Below are 21,743 nucleotides of genomic sequence, written 5' to 3'. Positions count from 1 at the left end.
GGCGTTGCTCTACGTCGGGCGACGCAGATTTCGCCGGACAACCTCCAGGACCGTTCCCTGGAGGAAGGGTTTGCTGATGTAATCGCTCATCCCCGCCGCGATAAAGCGTTCCCGGTCTCCCTCCTGGGAGTGGGCCGTAATAGCAATAACGGGAATATCCCGGTGAAAACCGGGCTGGCGCGCGCGGATCTCTCCCGTGGCGGTGATGCCGTCCATGCGGGGCATGGAAATATCCATGAGGACCAGATCGAAGGACTCCTCCTCCAGTGCCTCCAGCGCTTCCAGGCCATCCCGAACGGTCCGGACGGAAAACCCCGCCTTTTCCAGAATGGTCCGCAGGACCAGGGTGTTCGTGGAGTTATCCTCGGCAACCAGGACTCTCCAGGGATCATCCCGGGGATGATCGGGATCCGGGTCGGGGCCGGCCTCGTGGCAGGCTTCCCGATAGGGCTCCTTTCCGGCGGGGGCTTCGTCCTGTCGGGCAACTTCCAGGGGAAGGGTAAAAAAGAACCGCACCCCTCCCGTGCCGGGTGAGTCGAAGTAGAGTTGTCCTCCCATGAGCTTTGCCAGCTTCCGGGCGATGGCCAGCCCCTGGACCTGGGGGTCAAAGCGGAGCGTCTCCCGCCCGGCCTCGTTCAGAGCCTGTCGCAGAAGGCGCGCCTCGGACCTGCCGACCTCTCTGGTCTCATCGGTCACCTCAAAGATGATCTCCCGGAGATAATCGGCCAGAGGTTCCTCGGTGACGCGCAGGGTGATCGCCCCGGCCCGGGTGCAGGTGATGGCGTTGCTCACCAGATTCACCAGAATGTGGCGAAGCCTCTTCTGGTCACCCCGAAGGAAGGGCGGGATCGATTCAGCCAGAGTCACCGTGAAGGAGATATTTTTGCGGGTTGTCACGGGCCGGAAGAGGTGTTCCACAGCCGAGACCAGGCGGGGCAGGTGGAAGGGGGCGTCCTGCAGGAGGAGCGTATTTGCCTCGACCCTGGAGAGGTCCAGCAGATCTTCCACCACCGCCAGGAGCGACCGGGCCGAGGAGTGGAGCGTGTCGGCGTACTCCTGTTGCTCCGGTGCGAGCTCTGTCTGAAGCAGCAGTTCCGCCGTGGCGATGATCCCTCCCAGGGGTGTCCTGATCTCGTGACTCATGTTCGCCAGGAAGGCGCTTTTGGCGTCGTTGGCTTCGACAGCGCGCTCTCTGGCCATGATGAGATCGTCTTCCAGGGTTTTCCTCCCCGTGATGTTCTGGAGCACCACGAGGCAGAGGGGCTGTTCCGCCGGGATCACCCGGCTTTCGAGGCGCGCCAGGCAGTGGGTGCCCCGAAGGGGGTGCAGGGGGAGTTCAAGCGACTGGGGTGTTCCCTGCTCAAAAACCGCATCCAGGTGGTTCCCGAGGGGGCGATGATATTCCCCGGGAAGAAATCGGGCGAGGGGAGTACCCGCCAGGCTCTGGTCGCTACTCCCCAGAAGGCTTGCCCCGGCCAGGTTGGCCTGGACAATCAGGCCCGCCGGGTCCAGCACCAGCGCCGCCAGGGGGAGCCGGAAAAAGAGCTCCTCCCCCGGCAGATCAGGGAAGGACGAGGGCTCTCGGGAGAGATGGTCACTGGAGGGGGGTTGGCTCTTCATCTCCGGTGATTATAGTACGATCGGAGCCAATCTGCCAGACCGGGAGCCTCCCCGGGGCAGATGCGCCCCCCGGGCAGTTACTGAAGCAGAAAATCCCTCAGGGAGGTGTAGTCGTTACAGACCGGCACCGAGGGATGAGCGCTCTGCATCGAAGCGGGAGGGCAGAAGAAGGCTCCCCGGTCAGCTTCGAGAATCATGTGCAGATCGTTCCAGGAGTCTCCCGCTGCCACTACTTCAAGGTTCATGGAAGCAAAGGCTTGTACGGCCTGGCGTTTTCCGTCCTCCTGGCGCAGCCTGTATCCCGTGATGCGCCCCCCCGAGGTAACCTCCAGACTGTTGCAGAAAAGGGTTGGCCACTTGAGCTGGCGCATCAGGGGCGAGGCGAACTCCTCAAAAGTATCAGAAAGGATGATCACCTGGGTCTCTTCCCGCAGGGAATCCAGGAAGTCCGCTGCCCCCGGGAGCGGTTCCATGGAAGCGATTACCCGGGTAATCTCGGGCAGACCGATCCGGTGACGATCCAGAATACCCAGGCGGGTTTTCATCAGTTCGTGATAGTCCGGGATGTCCCGGGTTGTGATATTCAGCTCCTCCACGCCTGCTTCCCTGGCAACGTTGAGCCAAATCTCGGGAACCAGCACCCCTTCAAGATCAAGGCAGATAACTCGCATGGCCCCTCTATAGCACAGAGGGGGGGCGCGCCACAATTCCCGGGTTCGTAGTACCGGAGCAAAAGGTAAGACCAGTAATGGTTCGTCCTGGAATGATTTCATTCCGGTTTCGGCGGACTTTTGGGGAACTGTTGCGATAAAAATAGCATTAATAGGATTTTATTGTAAATTAATGCAATTAATCTTTGATTTTGGCTGGTAATTATCTGATAGAATCGGTTTACATCGCACAGCAAATATTAGTATCATAATCATCAGCGAGAAAAACAGGATGGTTATGGAAGAAAATAGACGAGTAAAAATACGAATTGAGGGTCTGTACAAGATCTTCGGAAGACAGCAGGAGCGAGCCCGCCAGATGCTCCTCAAGGGAAAGAGCAAGGACGAGATCCTGAAAAAAACCGGTTGCGCCGTGGGTGTGGCCGACGCCTCTTTCGACATCTACGAGGGAGAGACTCTGGTTGTCATGGGGCTTTCGGGAAGCGGAAAGTCTACCCTCCTGCGGTGTGTGAACCGCATTCACGAGCCGTCCTTCGGCAAGATCTATGTGGACGACCAGGACGTGACGATCATGGATGCCGACGAGCTCCGGGAGCTGCGGCGCAAGAAGTTCGGTATGGTCTTCCAGAGCTTTGCGCTGCTGCCTCACCGTACGGTTCAGCAGAATGTGGAGTTCGGTCTGGACATTCAGGGCGTGCCTCCCCAGGTTCGCGCCGAGAAGGCCAGGGCTGCCCTNGCTTCGGTGGGCCTGGAGGGGTGGGAATCCTACTACCCCGACAAACTCAGCGGCGGCATGAAACAGCGTGTTGGCCTTGCCCGGGCCCTGGCGGTGGAGCCCGATGTCCTTCTCATGGACGAAGCCTTCAGCGCGCTGGACCCCCTGATCCGTACGGACATGCAGGACGAGCTTCTGGCGCTGGAGAGCGAAGTAAAGAAGACGATCCTCTTTATCACCCACGATCTCGATGAGGCCCTGAAGATGGGGGACNGGATCGTGCTTATGAAGGACGGTGAAGTCGTTCAGATCGGAACTCCCGAGGAAATTCTCTCGAACCCGGCGAACGAGTACGTCGCCAAGTTTGTGGAAAACGTGGATATCACCAAGGTTCTTACCGCCCAGGACGTGATGAAAAAGGCGCGCCCCGTGGCCTTTGTGAAGGACGGCCCCCGGACGGCGCTCCATAAAATGAGGGATGCCAACATATCAGGTATCTTTGTGGTTCGGCAGAACCACGAGCTGGTGGGCCACGTGAGCGCCGAGCGCGCTGCCGAGGCGCTCAAGAAAGAAGAGAAATGGCTCGATCACGTGGTGGACCGGGAGGAGATTCCCACGGTTCTCCCCGACACGCCACTCAGGGAAATTTTCCCCATGGCAGGGGGCAAAAATCCCGTGGCCGTGGTGGACGAAAAGAACATTCTGAAAGGTGTGATTGTCCGGGGTGCCATCCTGGCGGCGCTGGCCGAGCAAGGAGGCAACAATGACTAATATACCCCGAATACCCCTTGGTGCAGGTGTTGAAGCTGCCCTGGACTGGATGACCTCTACCTTTGCCTGGGCAACCCGGGCCTTTTCCACGGTTGTCCAGGCCGGTATCAACTCGCTGGAAAACCTGCTNGCCCTGTTCCCTCCCCTGATTCTGGTGGGGCTCTTTGCGGCCCTGGCCTGGAAGCTCACGGGGCGGAAACTGGCGATCTTCACCGCTTTGGGGTTGCTCTTTATCTGGAACATCGGACTCTGGTCGCCCACGCTCGCCACGATCGCGCTGGTTGTGGTGGCCACGGCGATCGCCGTGGCGCTGGGGCTTCCTCTGGGAATACTGGCTGCCCTGAACGACACCTTTTATTCGATCATCAAGCCCATTCTGGACTTCATGCAGACCATGCCCGCCTTCGTCTATCTGATCCCGGCTATCCCCTTCTTTGGGCTTGGTCAGACCTCGGCGGTTTTTGCCACGGTAATTTTCTCGATCCCCCCCACGATTCGGTTGACCGCTCTGGGAATACGGCAGATCGACAAGGAGCTGATCGAGGCATCCGATGCCTTTGGAACTACTACGAACCAGAAGCTCTTTAAGGTGCAGATGCCCCTGGCCCTGCCCACCATCATGGCCGGGGTAAACCAGACGATCATGCTCGCCCTCTCCATGGTGGTTATCGCAGCCATGATCGGGGCCGGCGGTCTCGGAAGCGAGGTCTGGAGGGCGATTCAGCGGCTCCGGCCGGGCCAGGGCTTCGAGGCCGGTGTTGCTGTGGTGATCATCGCCATGATTCTGGATCGCATGAGCGCCAGTATCGCCTCGAAGAAGCAGGAATAGAAGGGCCTGGAGAAACAAAAGAGGGAATAGTGAGCCCCCCGGGGCTCTCCATAATAGCGCCGGGCCGGAAGGCCGGTCCGGCTGGGATNAATACAAACCTTTCAAGGAGGAATATTGATGAGGTTTACAAAAAAAGCGCTCCTGAGCGTGTTGATGATTGCAATGGTTGCGTCTTTCGCTATGGCTGGCGGAGCGAAGGAAGAAGCGGTTGATGGCGTTGGCGGACGTGTTAACATCGCCTACGTGGAATGGGATCGCGAGGTCGCGATTACCCACGTGGTGGGCGAGATTCTCGACCGTGCCGGATACGATGTAACGATCCGGAGTGTGGCGAACGCGGCCATGTGGCAGTCCGTTGCCACGGGTGACTCCGATTTTCATGTGGCGGCGTGGTTGCCCGTGACGCACCAGATGTTCTACGGACCCGAGGGTCAGTTCACCGATCAGGTGGAGGATCTGGGGGTGACCTACGACAACGCCATGCTGGGACTGGTTGTTCCCTCCTACGTGGAAGAGAACACCGTGGAAGAGCTCGTGGCAAACGCCGGGGCCTACAACAACCAGATCGTGGGTATTGATCCCGGTGCTGGCATGATGCAGGCCACGGAAGACGCCATTGCCGACGATGTGCTCGGCCTGGGAGTCTTCGATCTCCTCGAGGGAAGCGACGCTACCATGATGTCCGCCCTCCAGGATGCGATCCGAAACAACGAGCCTATCGTTGTCACCGGCTGGGCTCCCCACATCAAGTTTGCCCGGTTCGATCTCAAGATTCTTGAAGACCCCGCCGGGATCTACGGTGGCGTAGAGACGATCAACGCGATCGGTCGGCTCGGTCTGAAAGACGATCTCCCCCTGGTGTACGAGTTCCTCACCACCTTTGACTGGATGTCCGTAGAGGATGATCTGATCAGTCCTGTGATGGTCATGACCGACGAGGGTATGAACCCCGAAGACGCCGCTGCCCAGGTTGTTGCCGAAAACACCGACCTGATTAACAGCCTGCTCCCCGAGGGGCTCCAGATCTGACGTTCCCGGAACAGGAATGAGAAAGGCTGCCCGCCAGGGCAGCCTTTTTTTGACGAAATATTCTCTCTTACATCTATTTACCCTCTATTACGTTCTGAATTCAAGAAAATTTTCTCNACATCCCCTTCGGGAGGGGATTGTGCAGATTTTCTGCTCGATCGGCCTGAATGAGGTTGTTACGCTAATTTGTTTCGCAGTTTTGCTCTTGCGGATTTCACGGTTCGGTCTTATCGTTAGAGGAAGCCTTTAGCATCGTTCCCCGTCCCGACCGGGAGGGCCGTCCGGTGCGTCAGGGCGCCGCCGCACTGCACAACCATGACCGGCGGAAAAGAAAGGGAACGCTATGATCATTGCACGGATAATCGGCAGCGTGGTGTCCACCATAAAGGAGCCAAAGCTGGTCAGTCAGAAACTGCTCATTCTCCGGCAGTGCGATTCATCGGGAACGCTCTCCGGTCCCGAGATGGTGGCGATCGATACCGTCGGGGCGGGAACGGGTGAGCTCGTTATCGTTGCCCTGGGGAGTGCAGCTCGGGAGACTGACAAGACTGCAGGGGCCCCGGTGGATGCAGCGATTGTCGGTGTAATCGATTCTCTGGAGGTTGAGTCAGGAGCGACCTTCCGGAAAGAATAACAGGCATCACATTCTTGCCGGGGAACTTCCGGTGAGGCTGACGATACAGGACAGCAGGAAAGAAAACAGAACGAGGAGGCAGAGGAATGGCATCAGTTCAGATGATCGCATTGGGTATGGTGGAGACCAAAGGTCTGGTAGGTTCGATTGAAGCGGCCGATGCGATGGTCAAGGCGGCCAACGTGCAGCTTATCGGGAAAGAGTACATCGGTGGTGGTTTTGTCACCGTCATGGTCCGGGGCGATGTNGGTGCGGTGAAGGCGGCAACCGACGCCGGAGCGGCAGCGGCGCAGCGGATCGGCGAGCTTGTAAGCGTTCATGTGATTCCCCGGCCTCACGGCGATGTGGAGTCGATTCTTCCGAAAATTACTTCCTGATCGCGGCGTATCATGACGGGAGGGTCCGGGAGTGTCCATGAGGGATAGCCGTACGATGCTCAGTGTCGGCGTGGACGTNGGCACCACAACAACGCAGGTTGTCTTCTCGCAACTGGAACTCCAGAACGTTGCCCGTCCCGGGCAGATNCCGCGAATAGAGGTAAGCGCCCGGTCGGTNCTGTATACCAGCGATATCTCCTTTACTCCTCTGGTCTCACCGGAGGAGATCGACTCCGATGCCCTGGTGGCGATCGTGGAGGAGGAGTACCGTCGGGCCGGCATGACACCGGAGATGGTTGAAACCGGTGCTGTGATCATCACCGGGGAGATCGCCCGGACCAGGAACGCCGATGTGATGCTCGATGCCCTCTCGGATTTCGCCGGTGATTTTGTTGTCACCGTGGCGGGGCCCAATGTGGAGGCCCAGATAGCCGGGCGCGGTTCGGGGGCTGCGGCCTACTCCTCGGAGCACTACACCCAGGTAACAAACATCGATATCGGGGGGGGGACGTCCAACGCTGCGGTTTTCAAGATGGGCCGAAACGTGAGCGCCTCTGCCATGGCCGTGGGGGGGCGTCAGGTTATCCTGGAGGGGACCTCGGGGATTGTGCGGCGCATCGCCGGGCCGGGGAGGGCGATCGTGAAGGCCTTCGATATTCCTCTGGAAGAGGGATATCATGCCGAGCTTCCGGCGCTTGAGACGTTCTGNGACCGNATGGCCGATCTTGTGGCTGATCTTGCGCAGGGGATCCTGCCGGACCTGGGGGATGCTGTTCAATTGAGCCCTCCCCTGACGGGAGGTGAGGAATCGTCCGTGCTCTTTCTCTCGGGAGGGGTGGCCCGCTACTTTTACGATCCCCTGGAGATCAGCTCCATCGCCGATGTGGCCNTTCACGGTGACGTGGGGCCGCTTTTTGCCCGGTCCCTTCGTCTCAACCCGAGGATCCGGGCCATGAAAGCGATCCCNCCGGGGGAGACCCTGCGGGCNACGGTGCTGGGAGCGGCCAGCCAGACGATAACTCTCAGCGGNAGTACGATCTGGACCGATCGGGACATCCTTCCCCTGCGGAACCTGGCCGTGATCTATCCCCGGCTCGAGGTGGCNGATCTGGACGATCCCCGGCGCCTGGCCGCTGCCGCCGAGGGTGCTCTTCGCCGTTGGGATCAGCATACCCGGGAGGTGGGGTTTGCCCTGGCTCTCGATCTGCCCCTGGAGATGAACTACCGGCGGCTTTCGGCGGTGGCCGAGGGGTTGGGGCAGTTCTACGATCAGGCTGTTTCGGGGGGGGCTCCCCTGGTGCTGGTGCTGCAGCGGGATTTCGCCCAGAGTCTGGGGCAAACGATCAAGGCGGTCCGGGGTGATATCCCGGTGATCAGCATCGATCAGGTCGGTTTGGGTGAGGGAGACTTTATCGATATCGGAGAGCCTGTTCTGGAAGGGCGGGTAGTACCACTCTCGATCAAGACACTGGTGTTTTATCAATGATCAGGCGAGGCGCAACGATCAGGCGAGAGGCAACGATCGCGCGGAAAGCAAAAAAAGGAGAAGGGGAATGATCCTAAAGACCAAGCTGTTCGGCAAGACCTACCAGTTCCACAGTATAAAGGAACTCCTTGCCAAGGCGAACGAGATCAAATCGGGTGATCAACTGGCGGGCGTCGCNGCAGAGAACGCCTCGGANCGGGTAGCTGCCCGTTTTGTCCTCTCCGAGGTTCCCCTGAGTGTGTTGCGGGAGAACCCGGTGGTACCCTACGAGGAAGACGAGGTGACACGGGTNATCCAGGATCAGGTAAACACTCCAATCTACAACGACATTAGCGGCTGGACCGTTGGTCAGTTCAGGGAGTGGCTCCTGGAGGATACCACCACGGGCGACATGATCACCCGGGTCTCGCGGGGGCTTACCTCGGAGATGATCGCGGCGGTCACAAAGCTCATGTCGAACATGGACCTTATGCTCGCTGCGTCCAAGGTTCGTGTTGTGGCAAAGAACGCCAATACCATCGGTTTGCCCGGGACGCTGGCCTCGCGGAACCAGCCGAANCACCCCACCGATTCGGTCGAGGGGATTCGGGCCGCGCTCTACGATGGTCTCAGCTTTGGTTCCGGCGATAGCGTCATCGGGATTAACCCCGTGGACGATTCCCTGGCGAGCGTCTCCCGCCTTCTGGAGATGACCTGGGAGGTGATCGAGCGGTGGGAGATCCCCACCCAGAACTGTCTCCTCTCCCACGTCACCACCCAGATGGAGGCTCTCAAGAAGGGCGCTCCCGCAGGGCTTATCTTCCAGAGCATCGCCGGGACGGAGCTCGCAAATACCAGTTTCGGGGTGACCGTGGCGATGCTCGACGAAGCCTACGACATGGCAAAGAAATACTGTGTGACCCCCGGGCCGAACTANATGTACTTCGAGACGGGCCAGGGCGCGGACCTCTCGGCCGATGCCCATCACGGTACGGATCAGGTGACGCTGGAGGCGAGAAAATACGGGCTGGCCAAACGCTACGAACCCTATCAGGTCAACTCTGTGGTGGGTTTCATCGGTCCCGAATATCTCTACGACTCGGTTCAGATTATCCGGGCCGGGCTGGAGGATCATTTCATGGCGAAGCTCTCGGGAATCTCCATGGGGGTCGATGTGTGCTACACCAACCACGCCCGGGCAACCCAGAATGATATCGAGAATCTCTCGGTGCTGCTTTCTGCGGCGGGGTGCAACTTCTTTATCGGNGTTCCCCTGGGGGACGATCCCATGCTGAGCTACCAGAGCACCAGCTTCAACGACGCAGCCAGTTTGCGTCGCCTGCTGAACTTGCGGCCCCTGCCCGAGTTCGAGCGGTGGATGGAGAAGATCGGGCTCATGGAAAACGGGGTCCTCACAGAGAAAGCCGGCGATGCGTCGTTCTTCCTGCAACGGTGAGTAGTGGCAGGTCAGAGGGAAAAGGAGCATAGAGATGGAACAGACCAGGCATGATATAGAGACCATCGTTCAGGCGGTGCTGAAAGAGCTGGGTGGAACCCCGGGTGCACCGGGTGTATCCGCCGGGGTGGCCCGGGGAGGTCAGGGGGCTTCCGGCGAGGGTGGTCTGGTGATCGATCTGGATGATCCCACCACGGCCGAGGCGCGTCAGGAGATCGGCGTCAGGAACCCTGTGGATGTGGAGGGGCTGAAGAACCTCAAGGCCACCACAGGCGCGCGTGTCGGAGCGGGCCGGGCGGGCTCCAGGCCCAGGACCAGATCGCTCCTGCTCTTTCAGGCCGATCACGGTGTTACCCAGGATGCGATCTACTCCGATGTTCCCCAGGATGTCCTCGACAGTATGGGGCTCTTTGNGGTACAGACCAGGGTGGAGAACCGCCAGCAGTATCTCATGCGGCCCGATCTGGGCCGGGAACTCTCCGATGAGGCCAAGGCCGTCGTTGCCGAGAAGTGCGCAAAAAATCCCCAGGTACAGATTGTGGTGGGCGATGGTCTGAGCGCTGCTGCGATAAACAATAACGCCCCGGAGATTCTCCCCGTGATCCAGCAGGGGCTCAAGTCGGCGGGGATCTCTTCGGGGACTCCCTTTTTCGTCAAGTACGCCCGGGTAGGGGTCATCAACAGCGTGAACTCCGTGGTCGGGGCCGATGTGGTGATTATCCTGATCGGTGAACGCCCCGGTCTGGGTGTGGCTGACGCCATGAGCGCCTACATGGGGTGGAAACCCGCCAAGGGAAAAACCGACGGGGAGCGGGATGCCTTCTGCATGATCACGACCCAGGGCGGTACCAACCCCCTCGAAGCGGGGGCGTACATCGTCGAGCAGGTGAAAAAGTATCTCCAGTACCAGGCAAGCGGCGTTGATCTCCGGATGAAGATCTCCGGTGACCAGGGCTGAACGAGGAGGATGAAAAGATGGCTACCCTTGATCCCATAAAACCAACCATTCTGGCGGTTCGATTGATTCCGAACGTCCATGCCGATTTTGCCAAACGGCTTGAGCTCGGGCCGGATCAGCGAAGTATCGCGATTATCACCTGCGATATGGACGACCCCCTCTANGTNGCTCTCGACGAGGCCACGAAGATGGCCGATGTGGAGGTCGTGTACGGNCAGAGCTTCTACGCCGGATCGGCCCACGCCTCGGGGAAACTCTCGGGAGAGGTGATCGGTATTCTCGCCGGAAACGATCCCGCCGAGGTTCGGTCGGGCGTGAACGCCTGNGTCGCCTACTGCGAGGAGAGCGCCTGGTTCTACTCGGCCAATGAGGACGATTCCATCGCCTTCTTCCCCCATACCGTGTCACGGACGGGATCCTTTCTGAGCAAAATGGCCGATATTCCCCTGGGAACTCCTCTGGCCTATCTGATCGCGCCTCCCATCGAGTCGACCTTTGCCATCGATGCAGCCCTGAAGGCCGCAGACGTGGAGATGAAGGAATGGTTCAAGCCGCCTTCGGAGACGAACTTTGGAGGGGCTCTCATGGCGGGTTCCCAGAGTGCGTGCAAGGCTGCGTGTCAGGCCTTTTCCGATGCGGTGGTGGAAGTGGCGGCGAATCCGCTGAAGTTCTGATCGGGAGCGATCTGGAAAGGAGGAGGTATGCAGGAGAAGCAGACCTTTGACGCGGACTTGCTTTCGATTCAGGAGGCGAGGGAACGGGCCGTCGCGGCCCGGGCTGCCCAGCGAAAGTTCCTGAAAGCCTCCCAGCAGGAGGTGGACCGGATCTGTGCGGCCATGGCCGAGGCGGCGTTTGATGCCTCGGAACGGCTGGGTCAGATGGCCCACGAGGAGACCGGTTTCGGTGTTCCCGCCCACAAGTGCGTTAAAAATCAGTTCGCCAGCAAGACCCTCTGGGAGTCCATACGGGATATCCCCACCGTGGGGGTGATCGAGCGCGATGAAGCGAGGAAGGTCGTCAAGATCGGCTGGCCCGTGGGGGTGATTGCGGGATTGATTCCCTCAACAAATCCCACGTCGACGGCCATGTTCAAGATCCTCACGGGTGTGAAGGCCCGCAATGCTGTTATCATCGCGCCCCATCCCTCGGCGAAGAACTGCGCCTTCGAGACGGTGCGGATCATGGTCGAAGCGGGCGAGCGGGCCGGAATGCCGCCGGGGCTGGTGAGTTGCATGAAATATGTCTCGCTGGAAGGGTCCCGGGAGCTGATGCAGCACTACGCGGTGTCGCTGATTCTGGCCACCGGTGGGACGCCCATGGTCCGGGCCGCCCACAGCATGGGCAAGCCGGCGATTGGTGTTGGCCCGGGGAACGTTCCTGTCTACGTGGACCGGAGCGCCTATGTCCGGAAGGCCGCTCAGGATATCGTCAACAGCAAGGCCTTCGATTGCTCCGTGATATGCGCCACCGAGCAGGCTGTCGTGGCAGATCGCCCGATTGCCGAGCAGTTGCGCCAGGAGATGCGTGCTGCCGGCGCGCACTGGGTGAACGACGAGGAGCGTCGGGCCCTGGAGCGGTTGCTCTTTCACGCCAACGGCGCCATGAACGCCAGGGCTGTGGGCAAGACTCCCCAGCAGCTGGCTGCCATGGCGGGTATCTCTGTACCCGACGATGCCCGCGTTCTTGTGGTTGATCTGGAGGGGGTGGGCAAGGAGTATCCGCTGAGTGGCGAAAAACTCACCACCGTCCTGGGGTTTTACGTTGAGGATGACTGGCACGCCGGGTGTGAGCGGTGTCTGCAACTGATTCGGTACGGGGGCGACGGGCACTCCCTGGTGATTCACGCCACCGACGAGGAGGTCGTCGAGGCCTTCGGTCTGGAAAAACCGGTCTTCCGCATTCTGGTGAACACCTGGGGAACTCTGGGCGCCGTGGGAGCTACCACGGGGGTAATGCCTTCCATGACTCTGGCACCCGGTGGTGTCGGCGGGGCGGTGATGAGCGGAAATATCACTGTGACGCACCTCCTGAATGTGAAGCAACTGGCCACGATGACCTCGGAACCTCCCGAGGCCGCGAAGAGCCTCGCTCCGGGGGTGAAAGCTCTCCCGACTGGCGGGAAAAACCCCGGAGAATCCCTTCACTCACCGGAACTGATCGCCGATATCGTCCGTCAGGTTCTGGCGGAGATATAAGGAGCAGGTAGATGGCTGATGGACAGAAGGCTGACAAGCAAAATGCCGAGAAGCAAAGTGCTGACAAGCAAAATGCCGACAGGCAAAAAAAAGAGAGCAGGAAAAACGATCCGGTCCAGCCCGAGCTGAGTCCGGTTGAGGAAGGAACTGCAGAAGCGGTCGATGCCGCCGGGGATGGGAACGAATCCCCGAAGGCCGGGAGCAAGAGCAGCAAAACCAGGGATGAGAGCAGCGGGGAAGGTGCCCGGCAGAACGAAGGTTCCGGGTCTTCATCACCAAAAAAGCAGAAACCTGAGAAGGAGCAAACGATGGCAGACGTACAGATGATCGCACTGGGAATGATCGAGACCAAGGGGCTTGTCGCAGCGATTGAGGCAGCCGACGCGATGGTGAAGGCAGCAAACGTGAAGCTGATCGGCAAGGAATATATCGGTGGCGGTCTGGTAACTGTCATGGTTCGGGGAGACGTGGGGGCTGTTAAGGCTGCTACCGATGCCGGAGCGGCCGCAGCGCAGCGGATCGGTGAGCTCGTGAGCGTACACGTCATTCCTCGGCCCCATGGCGATGCCGAGATGATCCTGCCGAGCGCAAAGTAACGGGCTTTCCCGGACTGAAACCAAGGGGAGGATGATCCTGTGGCAGGCAAGAAAAAACTTTACACCGAGGATTCGATCCGGGAGCTGGGACGAGCCGGGGGGTGTTCTCTCCTCGTTCTCGAGCCGGGGGATATTATCACCCCCCTGGCGCGGGACATGGCACGGGAACTCTCCATCGAGATTCGTCGCCAGCCCGGTTCCGCCTCGGCGGAACCCTCGGGCTCTCCTTCCGCGCCCTCCCTCGGGGCGGGGGCCCCTCCGCCACCGCAGGCGAAGGAACTCTCCTCCCGGGCCGGAATCAAGGTNGTGAATGGCAGNGAGGTNTCGCTGCCTCCCTTCGCCTTCGATATCGGCAGGCCCGAGATGGATGTGCGGTGCGGTGATGTGGTGACTTCCGCCGACGGAGCACCCCTGGCTGCGGGGTTTCTCTCACTTCAGAAGGGCTCCTTTCCCTGGACCTTTCATTACCACGAGGTTCAGTACGTGCTGGAAGGGGAGTTGCACATCGGGACAAAGGAGGGGACGATCGTGGGCAAGCCGGGGGATATCCTCTACGTTCCTCACGGAACGGCCATCACCTTTGGTACCCCTTCCTGGGCCAANCTCTTTTATGTCACCTACCCGGCTGATTGGGCGATGCCATCGTGAGAGGGAACGAATCTGTGCCGCTCTACACCGAGGAATCCCTGCGGCGGCTCCTGGGGCCACCCCGGGAGGGAATGAGCCTCTCCCTGCCCCGGGGTGCCCGGTTTTCTCCGGCGGCGCAGGACTTTCTGAACCACTGGAAGGTGGCTCTTTCCTTCAGCGGGGAGTCTGGTCCCGTTGCAACGGAGGCTCGCGGAGCAGGAGCCGGTTCCGGCTGGGATCGGCCCGGAGCGTTTCCCGTGGTTCTCTCGGGCGATGCTCCCCGGTGCGCTCTCTGTGGGTCGGGGGTCAGGGAGAAACCGGAACACCTGACCCAGGTGGATGCGGGGACCTTCGATGCCAAGAACAGTCCCCGGATCCGCTTCCGGGGCAGGATGGATAGCCTGAATGCCTGGGTCATGCTCACGGCAACCCGGGCCCGGGCTGCGGGGCGTCCCGGTCTCGTGAGTCATCTCTCTACCGTGGCAGCCTACTGCCGCGAGATCATGAGCGCCGAGTACCATCTCCGCCCCGTGGCGCCGATCGAGGTGGCTGGTTTCGACGAGGCGGCTCTGCGAAGAGCCACCCACGATCCCGAAAAGGAGCTGGGGGTTCCCCACCTGGCGCCCTCCGTGGAGGACGATGAACTGCTCCACTGGCTCAACGTGCTCAGGACCCAGGTGCGGGAGACGGAACTTGTGGCGCTCGATGCCTTTCCTCCGGGGTCGGCCCGGGAGTTGCCCGATCTGGCGAGAGCGGTGAACCGCCTCAGCAGCGCCGTCTATCTGCTGGAGCTCCTGCTCGTGCGGGGGGACTACGGTCCGGGAGGGAGCCCGTGAACAGCCGACTCCTGGATATCCTCGAGAGAGCCGATCGGGTCGTGGAGGAGACGGGGCCTGTCGAGTCTCGGGGGCCGCTTTCGGTTGGGGTCGATCTGGGAACCGCCTACACGGTTATGTTCGTTCTGGACGAGGAGGGAACTCCCCTGGCGGGAGAGTACCACTTTGCCCAGGTGGTGCGTGACGGGGTCGTGGTGGATTTCGCCGGAGCGGTGGATCTGGTGCGGGCCATGAAAGGACGCCTTGAGACGCGGCTCGGGCGGGAGCTGGAGAGCGCCGCCACCTCCTACCCTCCCGGNGTCTCGCCCGGAGAAGTTCGGGCNGTAAAATACGTCCTGGAGTCGGCGGGGCTGACCTGCAGCACCCTGATCGATGAGCCGAGCGCGGCTAACACGCTTCTGCAGGTTGATCAGGGGGTGGTGGTTGATGTCGGGGGCGGNACCACGGGGATCGCCGTGATAGATCAGGGCGAGGTGGTCTATACCGCCGACGAGCCCACGGGAGGGACCCATTTCAGCCTGGTTCTGGCGGGGGCGCGCAAGATCCCCTTCGATCAGGCCGAGTCTCTCAAGACCGATCCGTCCAGGCATCGAGAGCTTTTTCCCCTGGTGCGGCCCGTGATGGAGAAGATNGGTTCGATCATCTCCTCTCATATTGCTCCNTTTCAGGTTGAACGGATTTATCTGGTGGGAGGAACCTGNAGCTTCGAGGGNATGGCGGGGGTTGTCCAGGCGGCCACGGGAATCGAGACCCTGGTCCCGGGGAATCCCCTCTTTGTCACCCCTCTGGGGATCGCTTTGAACGACGGGGTCCAGACGCTGGCTCTGGCAGAAAGGAATAACTGATGACCACTGACAATTTTCAATTGCGAGCCTATTGCTATCTTGACCGGATGCAGCCGCAATACGCCGCTTTTGTGGGCACCGTAACCCAGGGAGACCTGCCGATAGAGGGCATGGCCAGCCTCTATGTGGAGATGGCTCCCGGAAACTGGGTCTTTCGGGTGGTCGATGCCGCTGTGAAGGCCACCAGNGCNCGTCCGGGGGCGCAGATTGTGGAGCGGGAGTTTGGAATGTTCGAGCTTCATTCGACCTCCCAGGAAGACGTGCTTCAGGCGGGTGAGGTGGTATTGCGCGAGCTGGGTCTGGATGCGGGGCAGCGCAAGAAGCCCTCCATCGCCTCCATGCAGGTTATCACCAACGTGAACGGCTATCAGGCGCAGCTTCTGAACAGGTTCAGCCGGGGAATGATGCTCGTTCCCGGNGAGACCATGCTGGTCCTGGAGGTCGAGCCCGCTGCCTACATTAACCTTGCTGCNAACGAGGCGGAGAAGGCCTCCACGGTTAACCTTATGCATATCAGTGGCGTGGGGCGCTACGGCAGGCTCTGGATGGCGGGCACCGAGGCCGACGTGCTTGCCGCCCGGGATGCGGCGGTGTCGGCAATAGAAGCGATTGACGGTGTGTAGATTGACGGTGTGTAACGGAGGCACGACATGGGAAAACGATTTATTACAGCCCGGGATATTGACGACCTGATAGAGCAGGGGCAACAGGAGATTCATCTCGACACGGACACGGTGGTCACCGATGCAGCGCGGGAGCGCGCCCGTGAGCGAGGCCTGCGGCTTTGTCGGTGTGGAGCCTCTTCGGGAGAAGCCGCTCCAGCGCCTTCCGGGACCGAGCCCCTCCCGGGAGCCCCTCAGCAGAGCCAGCCTGGCGGGTCCGATGCCGCCCTGGCGGCCGCCGTTGAGCGAGCCGTTGTGGCGCATCTGGGAAAAGAGCCCCCGGGACTCCGGGATGTGATCAACCGGATTCTGCAACGGCGCTAGCGGCGCCAGAGTCTGTGGAGGCCCCTCTTCCGGTGGCTTCCCACGCATGGACACGGGGGGAACGATTCCGCTACCCTGATGCGTATTCAAGGAGGATGAATACGTATGCAGGTACACGCGCGGTTTGCAGCGGTTCTGGTGTTGATTATCGGGNCCCTTCCGCTCTTCGCCGGGGGAGCCCCCGAGTCCGGCCGGGGGACGCAACAGGTTATCGGAATATCGAAAATTGTTACCCACCCGGCGCTNGATGCGGTCGAACAGGGAATCATCGACGAGTTGCACCACCTGGGCCACGAAGNGCTCTCCTTCGATCTGCAAAATGCCCAGGGTGATCTTTCCACGGCAGCCCAGATAGCCCAGAAGTTCCGGGCTGACCGGGTGTCGGTGGCCGTAGGAATTGCCACGCCCACGGCGCAGGCCCTGGCAAACACCATCACGGAGATCCCCGTCGTTTTCGCCACCGTGACCGATCCCCTGGGGGCCGGTCTTGTGCCGTCCCTGGAAGGGGGCGGGGGAAACGTCACAGGGACCTCCGACATGACCCCCGTCCAGGCCCAGTTCGAGCTGATTAACGACGTTCTGGGGGCCCGGCGGGTCGGTCACGTCTACACCAGCGGCGAAGCCAACGCCGTGAGNCTGGCACGAAAGGCCGAAGAGGCGGCAACCTTTTTCGGGATGGATTTCGTCGAGGCCACGGTGGTTAACTCCAGCGAGGTCCGTTCCGCCGTTCAGGCGATCCTTCACCGGGTGGATGTTATCTACGTCAGTACCGATAATACCGTGGTGAGCGCCCTGCCCGCCCTCACCGAGGTTGCGGCTGCCGCCGGNGTACCCGTTGTCGCTGCCGATACCACCAGNGCTCTCGATGGCGGGGTTCTTCTGGCNCTTGGTTTCGATTACTACGCCTTTGGTCGTGTCACAGGAGCGATGGTGGCCGAGATTCTCCAGGGAGCNAACCCCGACCTCATGCCCGTCAGGTTTATAACGGACCCCGCCGACCTTGATCTTCTGGTTAATCTGGATGTGGCCCGTGACCTTGGTCTGGACCTTCCCCCGGAGCTGGTCGATCAGGCGTCGCTCGTAATCAGCGAGGGATCTCTCAGGTGATCGAGGGTATTCTTGTAGAGGGCCTTCTCTACGGGATCATGGCGCTGGGGGTCTTTATCACCTTCCGCATCCTGAACTTCCCCGATCTCTCCGTGGATGGCACCTTTCCCCTGGGTGCNGCCATCCTGGGGATGGCCGTCCTGGCCGGGGTGCCCCTTCTTCTGGGGGTNCTCCTGGCNTTCCTGGGAGGGGCCGCCGCCGGAGCCGTGACCGCCACCATTCACAACAAGCTGAAGGTTCCCAACTTGCTGGCAGGGATCCTGACCATGACCATGCTCTGGTCCGTGAATATCCGCGTTCTGGGNAACCGGGCNAACCTCTCGCTCCTGCGGACTCCCACGGTNCTCAGCCGGGCCACAACGTGGATAGGTCAGTTCCTGCCCTATCCCTGGTCGGTGGTGGCCTTCTTTCTCTTGCTCGCTCTGGNGCTGAAGTTCCTTCTGGACCTCTTNTTTCATACCGACCTGGGACTCACCCTGGGTGCAATGGGGGATAACCAGCAGATGGTGGTGAGTCAGGGNGTNAACCCCGAAATCATGAAGGTTATCGGTCTGAGTCTCTCCAATGGACTGGTTGCCCTTGCTGGCGCTTTCGCCGCCCAGTACCAGGGATTCGCCGATGTAAACATGGGGCAGGGGATCGTTGTGGCCGGTCTTGCCTCGGTCATGATCGGTGAGTTTCTTCTGCGNTCAAACAGGATCGGGCTTTTAACCTTCCGGGTGATCCTGGGGTCGATCGCCTATCGCGGTGTTATGTACCTGGGGCGCTACTACGGATACCACATCAGGATGACTCCCAACGATCTTCGTCTGCTCACGGGGATTTTGATCATTGTCTCGCTCATGGTGAGTCATTACCAGGGCGGTCGTGCCGAGCGATCCCGTCTGGAGAAGACCTTTCTCCCCGATCTCCCCGAAAAAGACCCGGCGAACCAGGCCAATCCTTCGGGAGGGCTGCCGTGATTCGCCTTCAGGGAGTATCCAAGACCTTTCATCCCGGGACGGTCAACCAGGTAACGGCGCTTCGCCCGGTCACCCTCGATGTGGCGGAAGGGGATTTTATTACCCTNATCGGCGGGAACGGGGCGGGNAAAACGACGCTTTTTAACCTGATCGCCGGATCGTTTCTGCCGAGCCAGGGNTCGATTCGTATACACGACCGCGACGTGACCAGCGAGCCCGAGTACCGCAGGGCCCGTTATATCGGCCGCATTTTTCAGGATCCGCTGCTGGGNACGGCGGGCTCCATGACGCTCGAGGATAACATGATGATCTGCTACCGCAAGGGGATGCGGGGGCTCCGGATCAGCCTGAACCGGGAACGNCGCTCTTTTTTCCGGGAGCAGCTCGTGCATCTTCGCATGGGTCTGGAGAACCGNATGAAAGATAATGTCCGNCTCTTCTCGGGCGGGCAGCGNCAGGCCCTGACNCTGCTCATGATGGTNCTCTCCCGGCCGGATCTGATCCTGCTGGACGAACACACCGCCGCACTGGATCCCGGAAACGCCGACCTGGTGCTGGAACTGACCCGTCGGTATATCGAGGAGTACGGCCTCACGGCGATGATGATCACCCACAATATGCAGCAGGCGATTACCTGCGGGAACCGTCTGCTCATGATGGACCAGGGTGAGATCATCCTGGATCTTCGGGGTGAGGAAAAGCGGAACCTTACCGTGGAAGGTCTTGTGGAGCGGTTTCACAGTATTCGCCACCGGGAGATGGAGAGCGACAGGGCCCGTCTCTCCTGACCGTTTCCGGAGCGCCTCCGGGGAAGCTCCCGGCAGGGGNCCGGAGAAATCAGTGATGAATAACAGGGGGTGAATTTGCATATTTATACAAAAACACCCCGGAGTCCTTGCAAACGAAAGGCGCCCTACAGCATAATGGGTCCACTTTTTCCAAGGAGGGTGAGCATGAAGATGAAAATTGGCGTCCTGGGGGGCGTGGTTCTGGCGCTGATGCTGAGCGCCTGCGGACAGAAGGGTNCCGACGAGATCCGGATCGGCGTTCCCGGGGCTCACAGTGGGGATCTGGCCTCCTACGGTCTTCCCACAGTGAACGCTGCAGAGCTGGTGGCAGAACAGGTCAACCAGGCCGGAGGCCTCCTGGGCAAGCAGATCCGGCTCTTTGTCGAAGATGATCAGTGTCAGCCCGAGGTCGCCACGAACATCGCGGCAAAACTGGTGGGTGACGGCGTCGTGGGTGTCCTGGGGCATATCTGTTCCGGCGCGACCCGAACGGCTCTGGGTATCTACACGGGCGAGGGAATCGTTGTGGTTTCTCCTTCTGCTACAAGCCCTCCTCTGACACAGAGCGGAGATTTCCCCACGTTCTTCCGGACCATCGCTCCCGACGATGCCCAGGGGGAGCTTCAGGCTCAGTTTGTGGCCGAGACGCTGGGAGCAAAATCTGTGGCGATCCTCCACGATGGTGGCGACTATGGTCGCGGCCTTGCTGATTTTGCCCGGGCAGCTCTGCTTGAGAAGTATCCCGACGTGCGAATCGCCCTCTACGAGGGAATAACCGTGGGTGCCGTAGATTATTCGGCGATCATCAACCGTGTGGGAGCTGCCAACGTGGACGTTCTGATCTACGGCGGGTATCACCCCGAGGCGTCGCGCCTGGTCTCGCAGATGCGTTCCCAGGGAATGGATCTTCCCTTTATCTCCGGCGACGGCATCCAGGATGAGACCTTTATCGATGTGGCCGGGGCCAACGCCGAGGGCGTCTACGCNACCGGTCCCCGGGATACCAGCGCAAACCCCGTTGCCCAGGCTGCCCGACGGGCACACCAGGAAAAGTACGGTGAAGAACCCGGTCCTTTCTTCATGAACGCCTATTCCGGTATGCTCGCTCTGGTGAATGCAATCGAGGCGGCGGGATCCACCGATTCTGCGGCAATCCAGGAGGCTCTGCGCACGAGCCCTGTCCAGACGCCCATCGGAGAGATCACCTTCGACGAGCGGGGCGATGCGATCGGGATCGGTTTTGCCATCTACCAGGTGCAAAACGGCGTGTACGTAGAACTGCAGTAAATCAAAACCAAAAACCCTGTGCAGGCGGGCCGATCTGTGCCCGCCTGCGTTGATTTTATGATAGGTGGAATCCATTCATGGCAATAGACTATTTTTTCAGGTTGTTTTTCAGCGGCCTTACCAGGGGAAGCATCTACGCGCTCCTCGCCCTCGGCTACACGATGGTTTACGGAATCATCAAACTCATTAACTTTGCCCACGGCGAGATCTACATGATCGGTGCCTTCACGGCCCTGATCATGGCCACGGTTTTCTCCTTCACGGGAATGCCCGCGCTGGCGATTCTGGTGCTCTCCAGCATCATCGCTATGGTCTATTCCTCGGCCTACGGGTTTACCATCGAGAAACTGGCCTACAAGCCCCTGCGGCAGGCGCCCCGCCTGTCGGTTCTGATCAGCGCGATCGGGATGTCGCTCTTTTTGCAGAACTACGTGCTTCTGGCACAGACGTCGAACTTTCTTCCCTACCCGTCGCTTCTGCCCGCCGTGAAGGTCCCTCCCTTTCTTCGGGGAATCGTGAACGGCCCGCAGCTCATTATCTTCGGGACCACGGCGGTGGTCATGGTGGCGCTCACCCTTCTGATCAAGTTCACCATGATCGGAAAATCCATGCGCGCCACCAGCCAGGATCGCACCATGGCCACCCTGGTGGGGATCAATGTCAACAAGGTAATCAGCTGGACCTTTGTTATCGGAAGTTTCACCGCTGCCCTGGGCGGAATCCTCATCAGTTCCTACACGGGACAGATCAACTTCTACGTAGGATTCATCGCCGGAATCAAGGCCTTTGTGGCGGCGGTCCTGGGAGGGATCGGCAGTATTCCCGGTGCGGTTCTGGGGAGTCTCGTTCTGGGCATGGCCGAGGCCTTTGCCGCGGGGTATATCTCCAGCGTCTACGAGGATGTTTTTGCCTTTGTTATCCTGGTGCTGATTCTGATCTTCAAACCTTCCGGATTGCTGGGAAAACCGGAAGTACAAAAGGTGTAATCC

General features: G+C 60.3%; 23 protein-coding genes. 21 read left to right on the top strand and 2 right to left on the bottom strand.

The features are described from left to right. Window positions 1-9: 9 nt before the first annotated feature. The gene (locus B071_RS0113955) at window positions 10-1,620 is read right to left on the bottom strand and encodes a response regulator (protein ID WP_018527688.1); all 1,611 of its coding nucleotides are present in this window, start codon (window positions 1,618-1,620) and stop codon (window positions 10-12) included. A gap of 77 nt (window positions 1,621-1,697) precedes the next feature. Further along, window positions 1,698-2,291 (bottom strand): bifunctional phosphoserine phosphatase/homoserine phosphotransferase ThrH, encoded by a 594-nt coding sequence (thrH, locus tag B071_RS0113950; RefSeq protein ID WP_018527687.1) that lies wholly within the window; start codon window positions 2,289-2,291, stop codon window positions 1,698-1,700. 271 nt (window positions 2,292-2,562) lie between these two features. On the opposite strand from thrH, the gene B071_RS0113945 reads away from it, so the two are divergent. The 21 genes from B071_RS0113945 to B071_RS0113845 all read left to right on the top strand — a co-directional run bounded on the left by B071_RS0113945 (window position 2,563) and on the right by B071_RS0113845 (window position 21,740). After that, window positions 2,563-3,777, top strand: a complete 1,215-nt coding sequence (locus tag B071_RS0113945) for a quaternary amine ABC transporter ATP-binding protein (RefSeq protein WP_438829736.1) — start codon at window positions 2,563-2,565, stop codon at window positions 3,775-3,777. Beyond that, window positions 3,770-4,606 (top strand): ABC transporter permease, encoded by an 837-nt coding sequence (locus B071_RS0113940; protein ID WP_018527685.1) that lies wholly within the window; start codon window positions 3,770-3,772, stop codon window positions 4,604-4,606. The genes B071_RS0113945 and B071_RS0113940 overlap by 8 nt, the downstream gene beginning before the upstream one ends. 117 nt (window positions 4,607-4,723) lie before the next feature. Continuing rightward, window positions 4,724-5,635, top strand: coding sequence for a glycine betaine ABC transporter substrate-binding protein (locus tag B071_RS0113935; RefSeq protein WP_018527684.1), 912 nt, complete (start codon window positions 4,724-4,726; stop codon window positions 5,633-5,635). 343 nt (window positions 5,636-5,978) lie between these two features. Further along, window positions 5,979-6,269: a EutN/CcmL family microcompartment protein gene (locus B071_RS0113930; protein WP_018527683.1), complete on the top strand. Its 291-nt coding sequence runs from the start codon at window positions 5,979-5,981 to the stop codon at window positions 6,267-6,269. Window positions 6,270-6,355: 86 nt separating this feature from the next. Continuing rightward, entirely contained in the window at window positions 6,356-6,646 is a 291-nt protein-coding gene (eutM, locus tag B071_RS0113925; protein ID WP_018527682.1) for an ethanolamine utilization microcompartment protein EutM, read from the top strand. Window positions 6,647-6,683: 37 nt separating this feature from the next. Next, the gene (locus B071_RS0113920) at window positions 6,684-8,132 is read left to right on the top strand and encodes an ethanolamine ammonia-lyase reactivating factor EutA (RefSeq protein ID WP_245534085.1); all 1,449 of its coding nucleotides are present in this window, start codon (window positions 6,684-6,686) and stop codon (window positions 8,130-8,132) included. 67 nt (window positions 8,133-8,199) lie between these two features. After that, window positions 8,200-9,567: an ethanolamine ammonia-lyase subunit EutB gene (locus B071_RS0113915; RefSeq protein ID WP_018527680.1), complete on the top strand. Its 1,368-nt coding sequence runs from the start codon at window positions 8,200-8,202 to the stop codon at window positions 9,565-9,567. 34 nt (window positions 9,568-9,601) lie between these two features. Continuing rightward, the gene (gene eutC / locus B071_RS0113910) at window positions 9,602-10,525 is read left to right on the top strand and encodes an ethanolamine ammonia-lyase subunit EutC (RefSeq protein ID WP_018527679.1); all 924 of its coding nucleotides are present in this window, start codon (window positions 9,602-9,604) and stop codon (window positions 10,523-10,525) included. A gap of 17 nt (window positions 10,526-10,542) precedes the next feature. After that, window positions 10,543-11,199 (top strand): ethanolamine utilization microcompartment protein EutL, encoded by a 657-nt coding sequence (gene eutL / locus B071_RS0113905; protein WP_018527678.1) that lies wholly within the window; start codon window positions 10,543-10,545, stop codon window positions 11,197-11,199. Between the two features lie 27 nt (window positions 11,200-11,226). Further along, on the top strand, window positions 11,227-12,720 hold the full coding sequence (locus B071_RS17865) for an aldehyde dehydrogenase family protein (RefSeq protein WP_018527677.1): 1,494 nt from the start codon (window positions 11,227-11,229) through the stop codon (window positions 12,718-12,720). A gap of 308 nt (window positions 12,721-13,028) precedes the next feature. Continuing rightward, complete coding sequence (eutM, locus tag B071_RS0113895) at window positions 13,029-13,316, top strand: ethanolamine utilization microcompartment protein EutM (protein WP_026245254.1); 288 nt, start codon at window positions 13,029-13,031, stop codon at window positions 13,314-13,316. Window positions 13,317-13,472: 156 nt separating this feature from the next. Then, a complete protein-coding gene (locus tag B071_RS0113890) occupies window positions 13,473-13,964 on the top strand; it encodes a cupin domain-containing protein (protein WP_083915018.1) in 492 nt (163 codons plus the stop codon). Then, on the top strand, window positions 13,961-14,779 hold the full coding sequence (locus B071_RS0113885) for a cobalamin adenosyltransferase family protein (RefSeq protein ID WP_157703260.1): 819 nt from the start codon (window positions 13,961-13,963) through the stop codon (window positions 14,777-14,779). Before B071_RS0113890 ends, B071_RS0113885 begins: the two co-directional genes overlap by 4 nt. Continuing rightward, on the top strand, window positions 14,776-15,624 hold the full coding sequence (eutJ, locus tag B071_RS0113880) for an ethanolamine utilization protein EutJ (RefSeq protein ID WP_018527673.1): 849 nt from the start codon (window positions 14,776-14,778) through the stop codon (window positions 15,622-15,624). Before B071_RS0113885 ends, eutJ begins: the two co-directional genes overlap by 4 nt. Next, window positions 15,624-16,247: a microcompartments protein gene (locus B071_RS20675; protein WP_018527672.1), complete on the top strand. Its 624-nt coding sequence runs from the start codon at window positions 15,624-15,626 to the stop codon at window positions 16,245-16,247. Before eutJ ends, B071_RS20675 begins: the two co-directional genes overlap by 1 nt. A gap of 27 nt (window positions 16,248-16,274) precedes the next feature. Then, entirely contained in the window at window positions 16,275-16,610 is a 336-nt protein-coding gene (locus tag B071_RS0113870) for a cupin domain-containing protein (RefSeq protein ID WP_018527671.1), read from the top strand. A 105-nt stretch (window positions 16,611-16,715) separates the two neighbouring features. After that, entirely contained in the window at window positions 16,716-17,717 is a 1,002-nt protein-coding gene (locus B071_RS0113865; RefSeq protein WP_018527670.1) for an ABC transporter substrate-binding protein, read from the top strand. Next, window positions 17,714-18,679 (top strand): ABC transporter permease, encoded by a 966-nt coding sequence (locus B071_RS0113860; protein ID WP_018527669.1) that lies wholly within the window; start codon window positions 17,714-17,716, stop codon window positions 18,677-18,679. The genes B071_RS0113865 and B071_RS0113860 overlap by 4 nt, the downstream gene beginning before the upstream one ends. Next, window positions 18,676-19,467 carry an ABC transporter ATP-binding protein gene (locus tag B071_RS0113855; protein ID WP_018527668.1) on the top strand — a complete coding sequence of 264 codons (792 nt, stop codon included), beginning with the start codon at window positions 18,676-18,678 and terminating at the stop codon, window positions 19,465-19,467. Before B071_RS0113860 ends, B071_RS0113855 begins: the two co-directional genes overlap by 4 nt. Window positions 19,468-19,602: 135 nt before the next feature. Next, window positions 19,603-20,754 carry a branched-chain amino acid ABC transporter substrate-binding protein gene (locus tag B071_RS0113850; protein WP_438829735.1) on the top strand — a complete coding sequence of 384 codons (1,152 nt, stop codon included), beginning with the start codon at window positions 19,603-19,605 and terminating at the stop codon, window positions 20,752-20,754. Window positions 20,755-20,831: 77 nt separating this feature from the next. Next, window positions 20,832-21,740, top strand: coding sequence for a branched-chain amino acid ABC transporter permease (locus B071_RS0113845; RefSeq protein WP_018527666.1), 909 nt, complete (start codon window positions 20,832-20,834; stop codon window positions 21,738-21,740). Window positions 21,741-21,743: the final 3 nt, after the last annotated feature.

Origin of the sequence: Alkalispirochaeta alkalica DSM 8900 (assembly GCF_000373545.1) — a bacterium.
GTDB lineage: Bacteria > Spirochaetota > Spirochaetia > DSM-27196 > Alkalispirochaetaceae > Alkalispirochaeta > Alkalispirochaeta alkalica.
Note: the sequence above shows the minus strand (reverse complement) of the source record. Positions and strands in the feature narration are given on the sequence as shown.

Excerpts from the sequence above, each read along its gene's own strand:
- B071_RS17865 (WP_018527677.1), top strand. The coding sequence starts at position 11,227 with ATGCAGGAGAAGCAGACCTTTGACGCGGACTTGCTTTCGATTCAGGAG.
- B071_RS0113845 (WP_018527666.1), top strand. The coding sequence starts at position 20,832 with ATGGCAATAGACTATTTTTTCAGGTTGTTTTTCAGCGGCCTTACCAGG.
- B071_RS0113935 (WP_018527684.1), top strand. The coding sequence starts at position 4,724 with ATGAGGTTTACAAAAAAAGCGCTCCTGAGCGTGTTGATGATTGCAATG.
- B071_RS0113955 (WP_018527688.1), bottom strand. The coding sequence starts at position 1,620 with ATGAAGAGCCAACCCCCCTCCAGTGACCATCTCTCCCGAGAGCCCTCG.
- B071_RS0113870 (WP_018527671.1), top strand. The coding sequence starts at position 16,275 with ATGGGAAAACGATTTATTACAGCCCGGGATATTGACGACCTGATAGAG.
- thrH (WP_018527687.1), bottom strand. The coding sequence starts at position 2,291 with ATGCGAGTTATCTGCCTTGATCTTGAAGGGGTGCTGGTTCCCGAGATT.
- eutM (WP_026245254.1), top strand. The coding sequence starts at position 13,029 with ATGGCAGACGTACAGATGATCGCACTGGGAATGATCGAGACCAAGGGG.
- B071_RS0113930 (WP_018527683.1), top strand. The coding sequence starts at position 5,979 with ATGATCATTGCACGGATAATCGGCAGCGTGGTGTCCACCATAAAGGAG.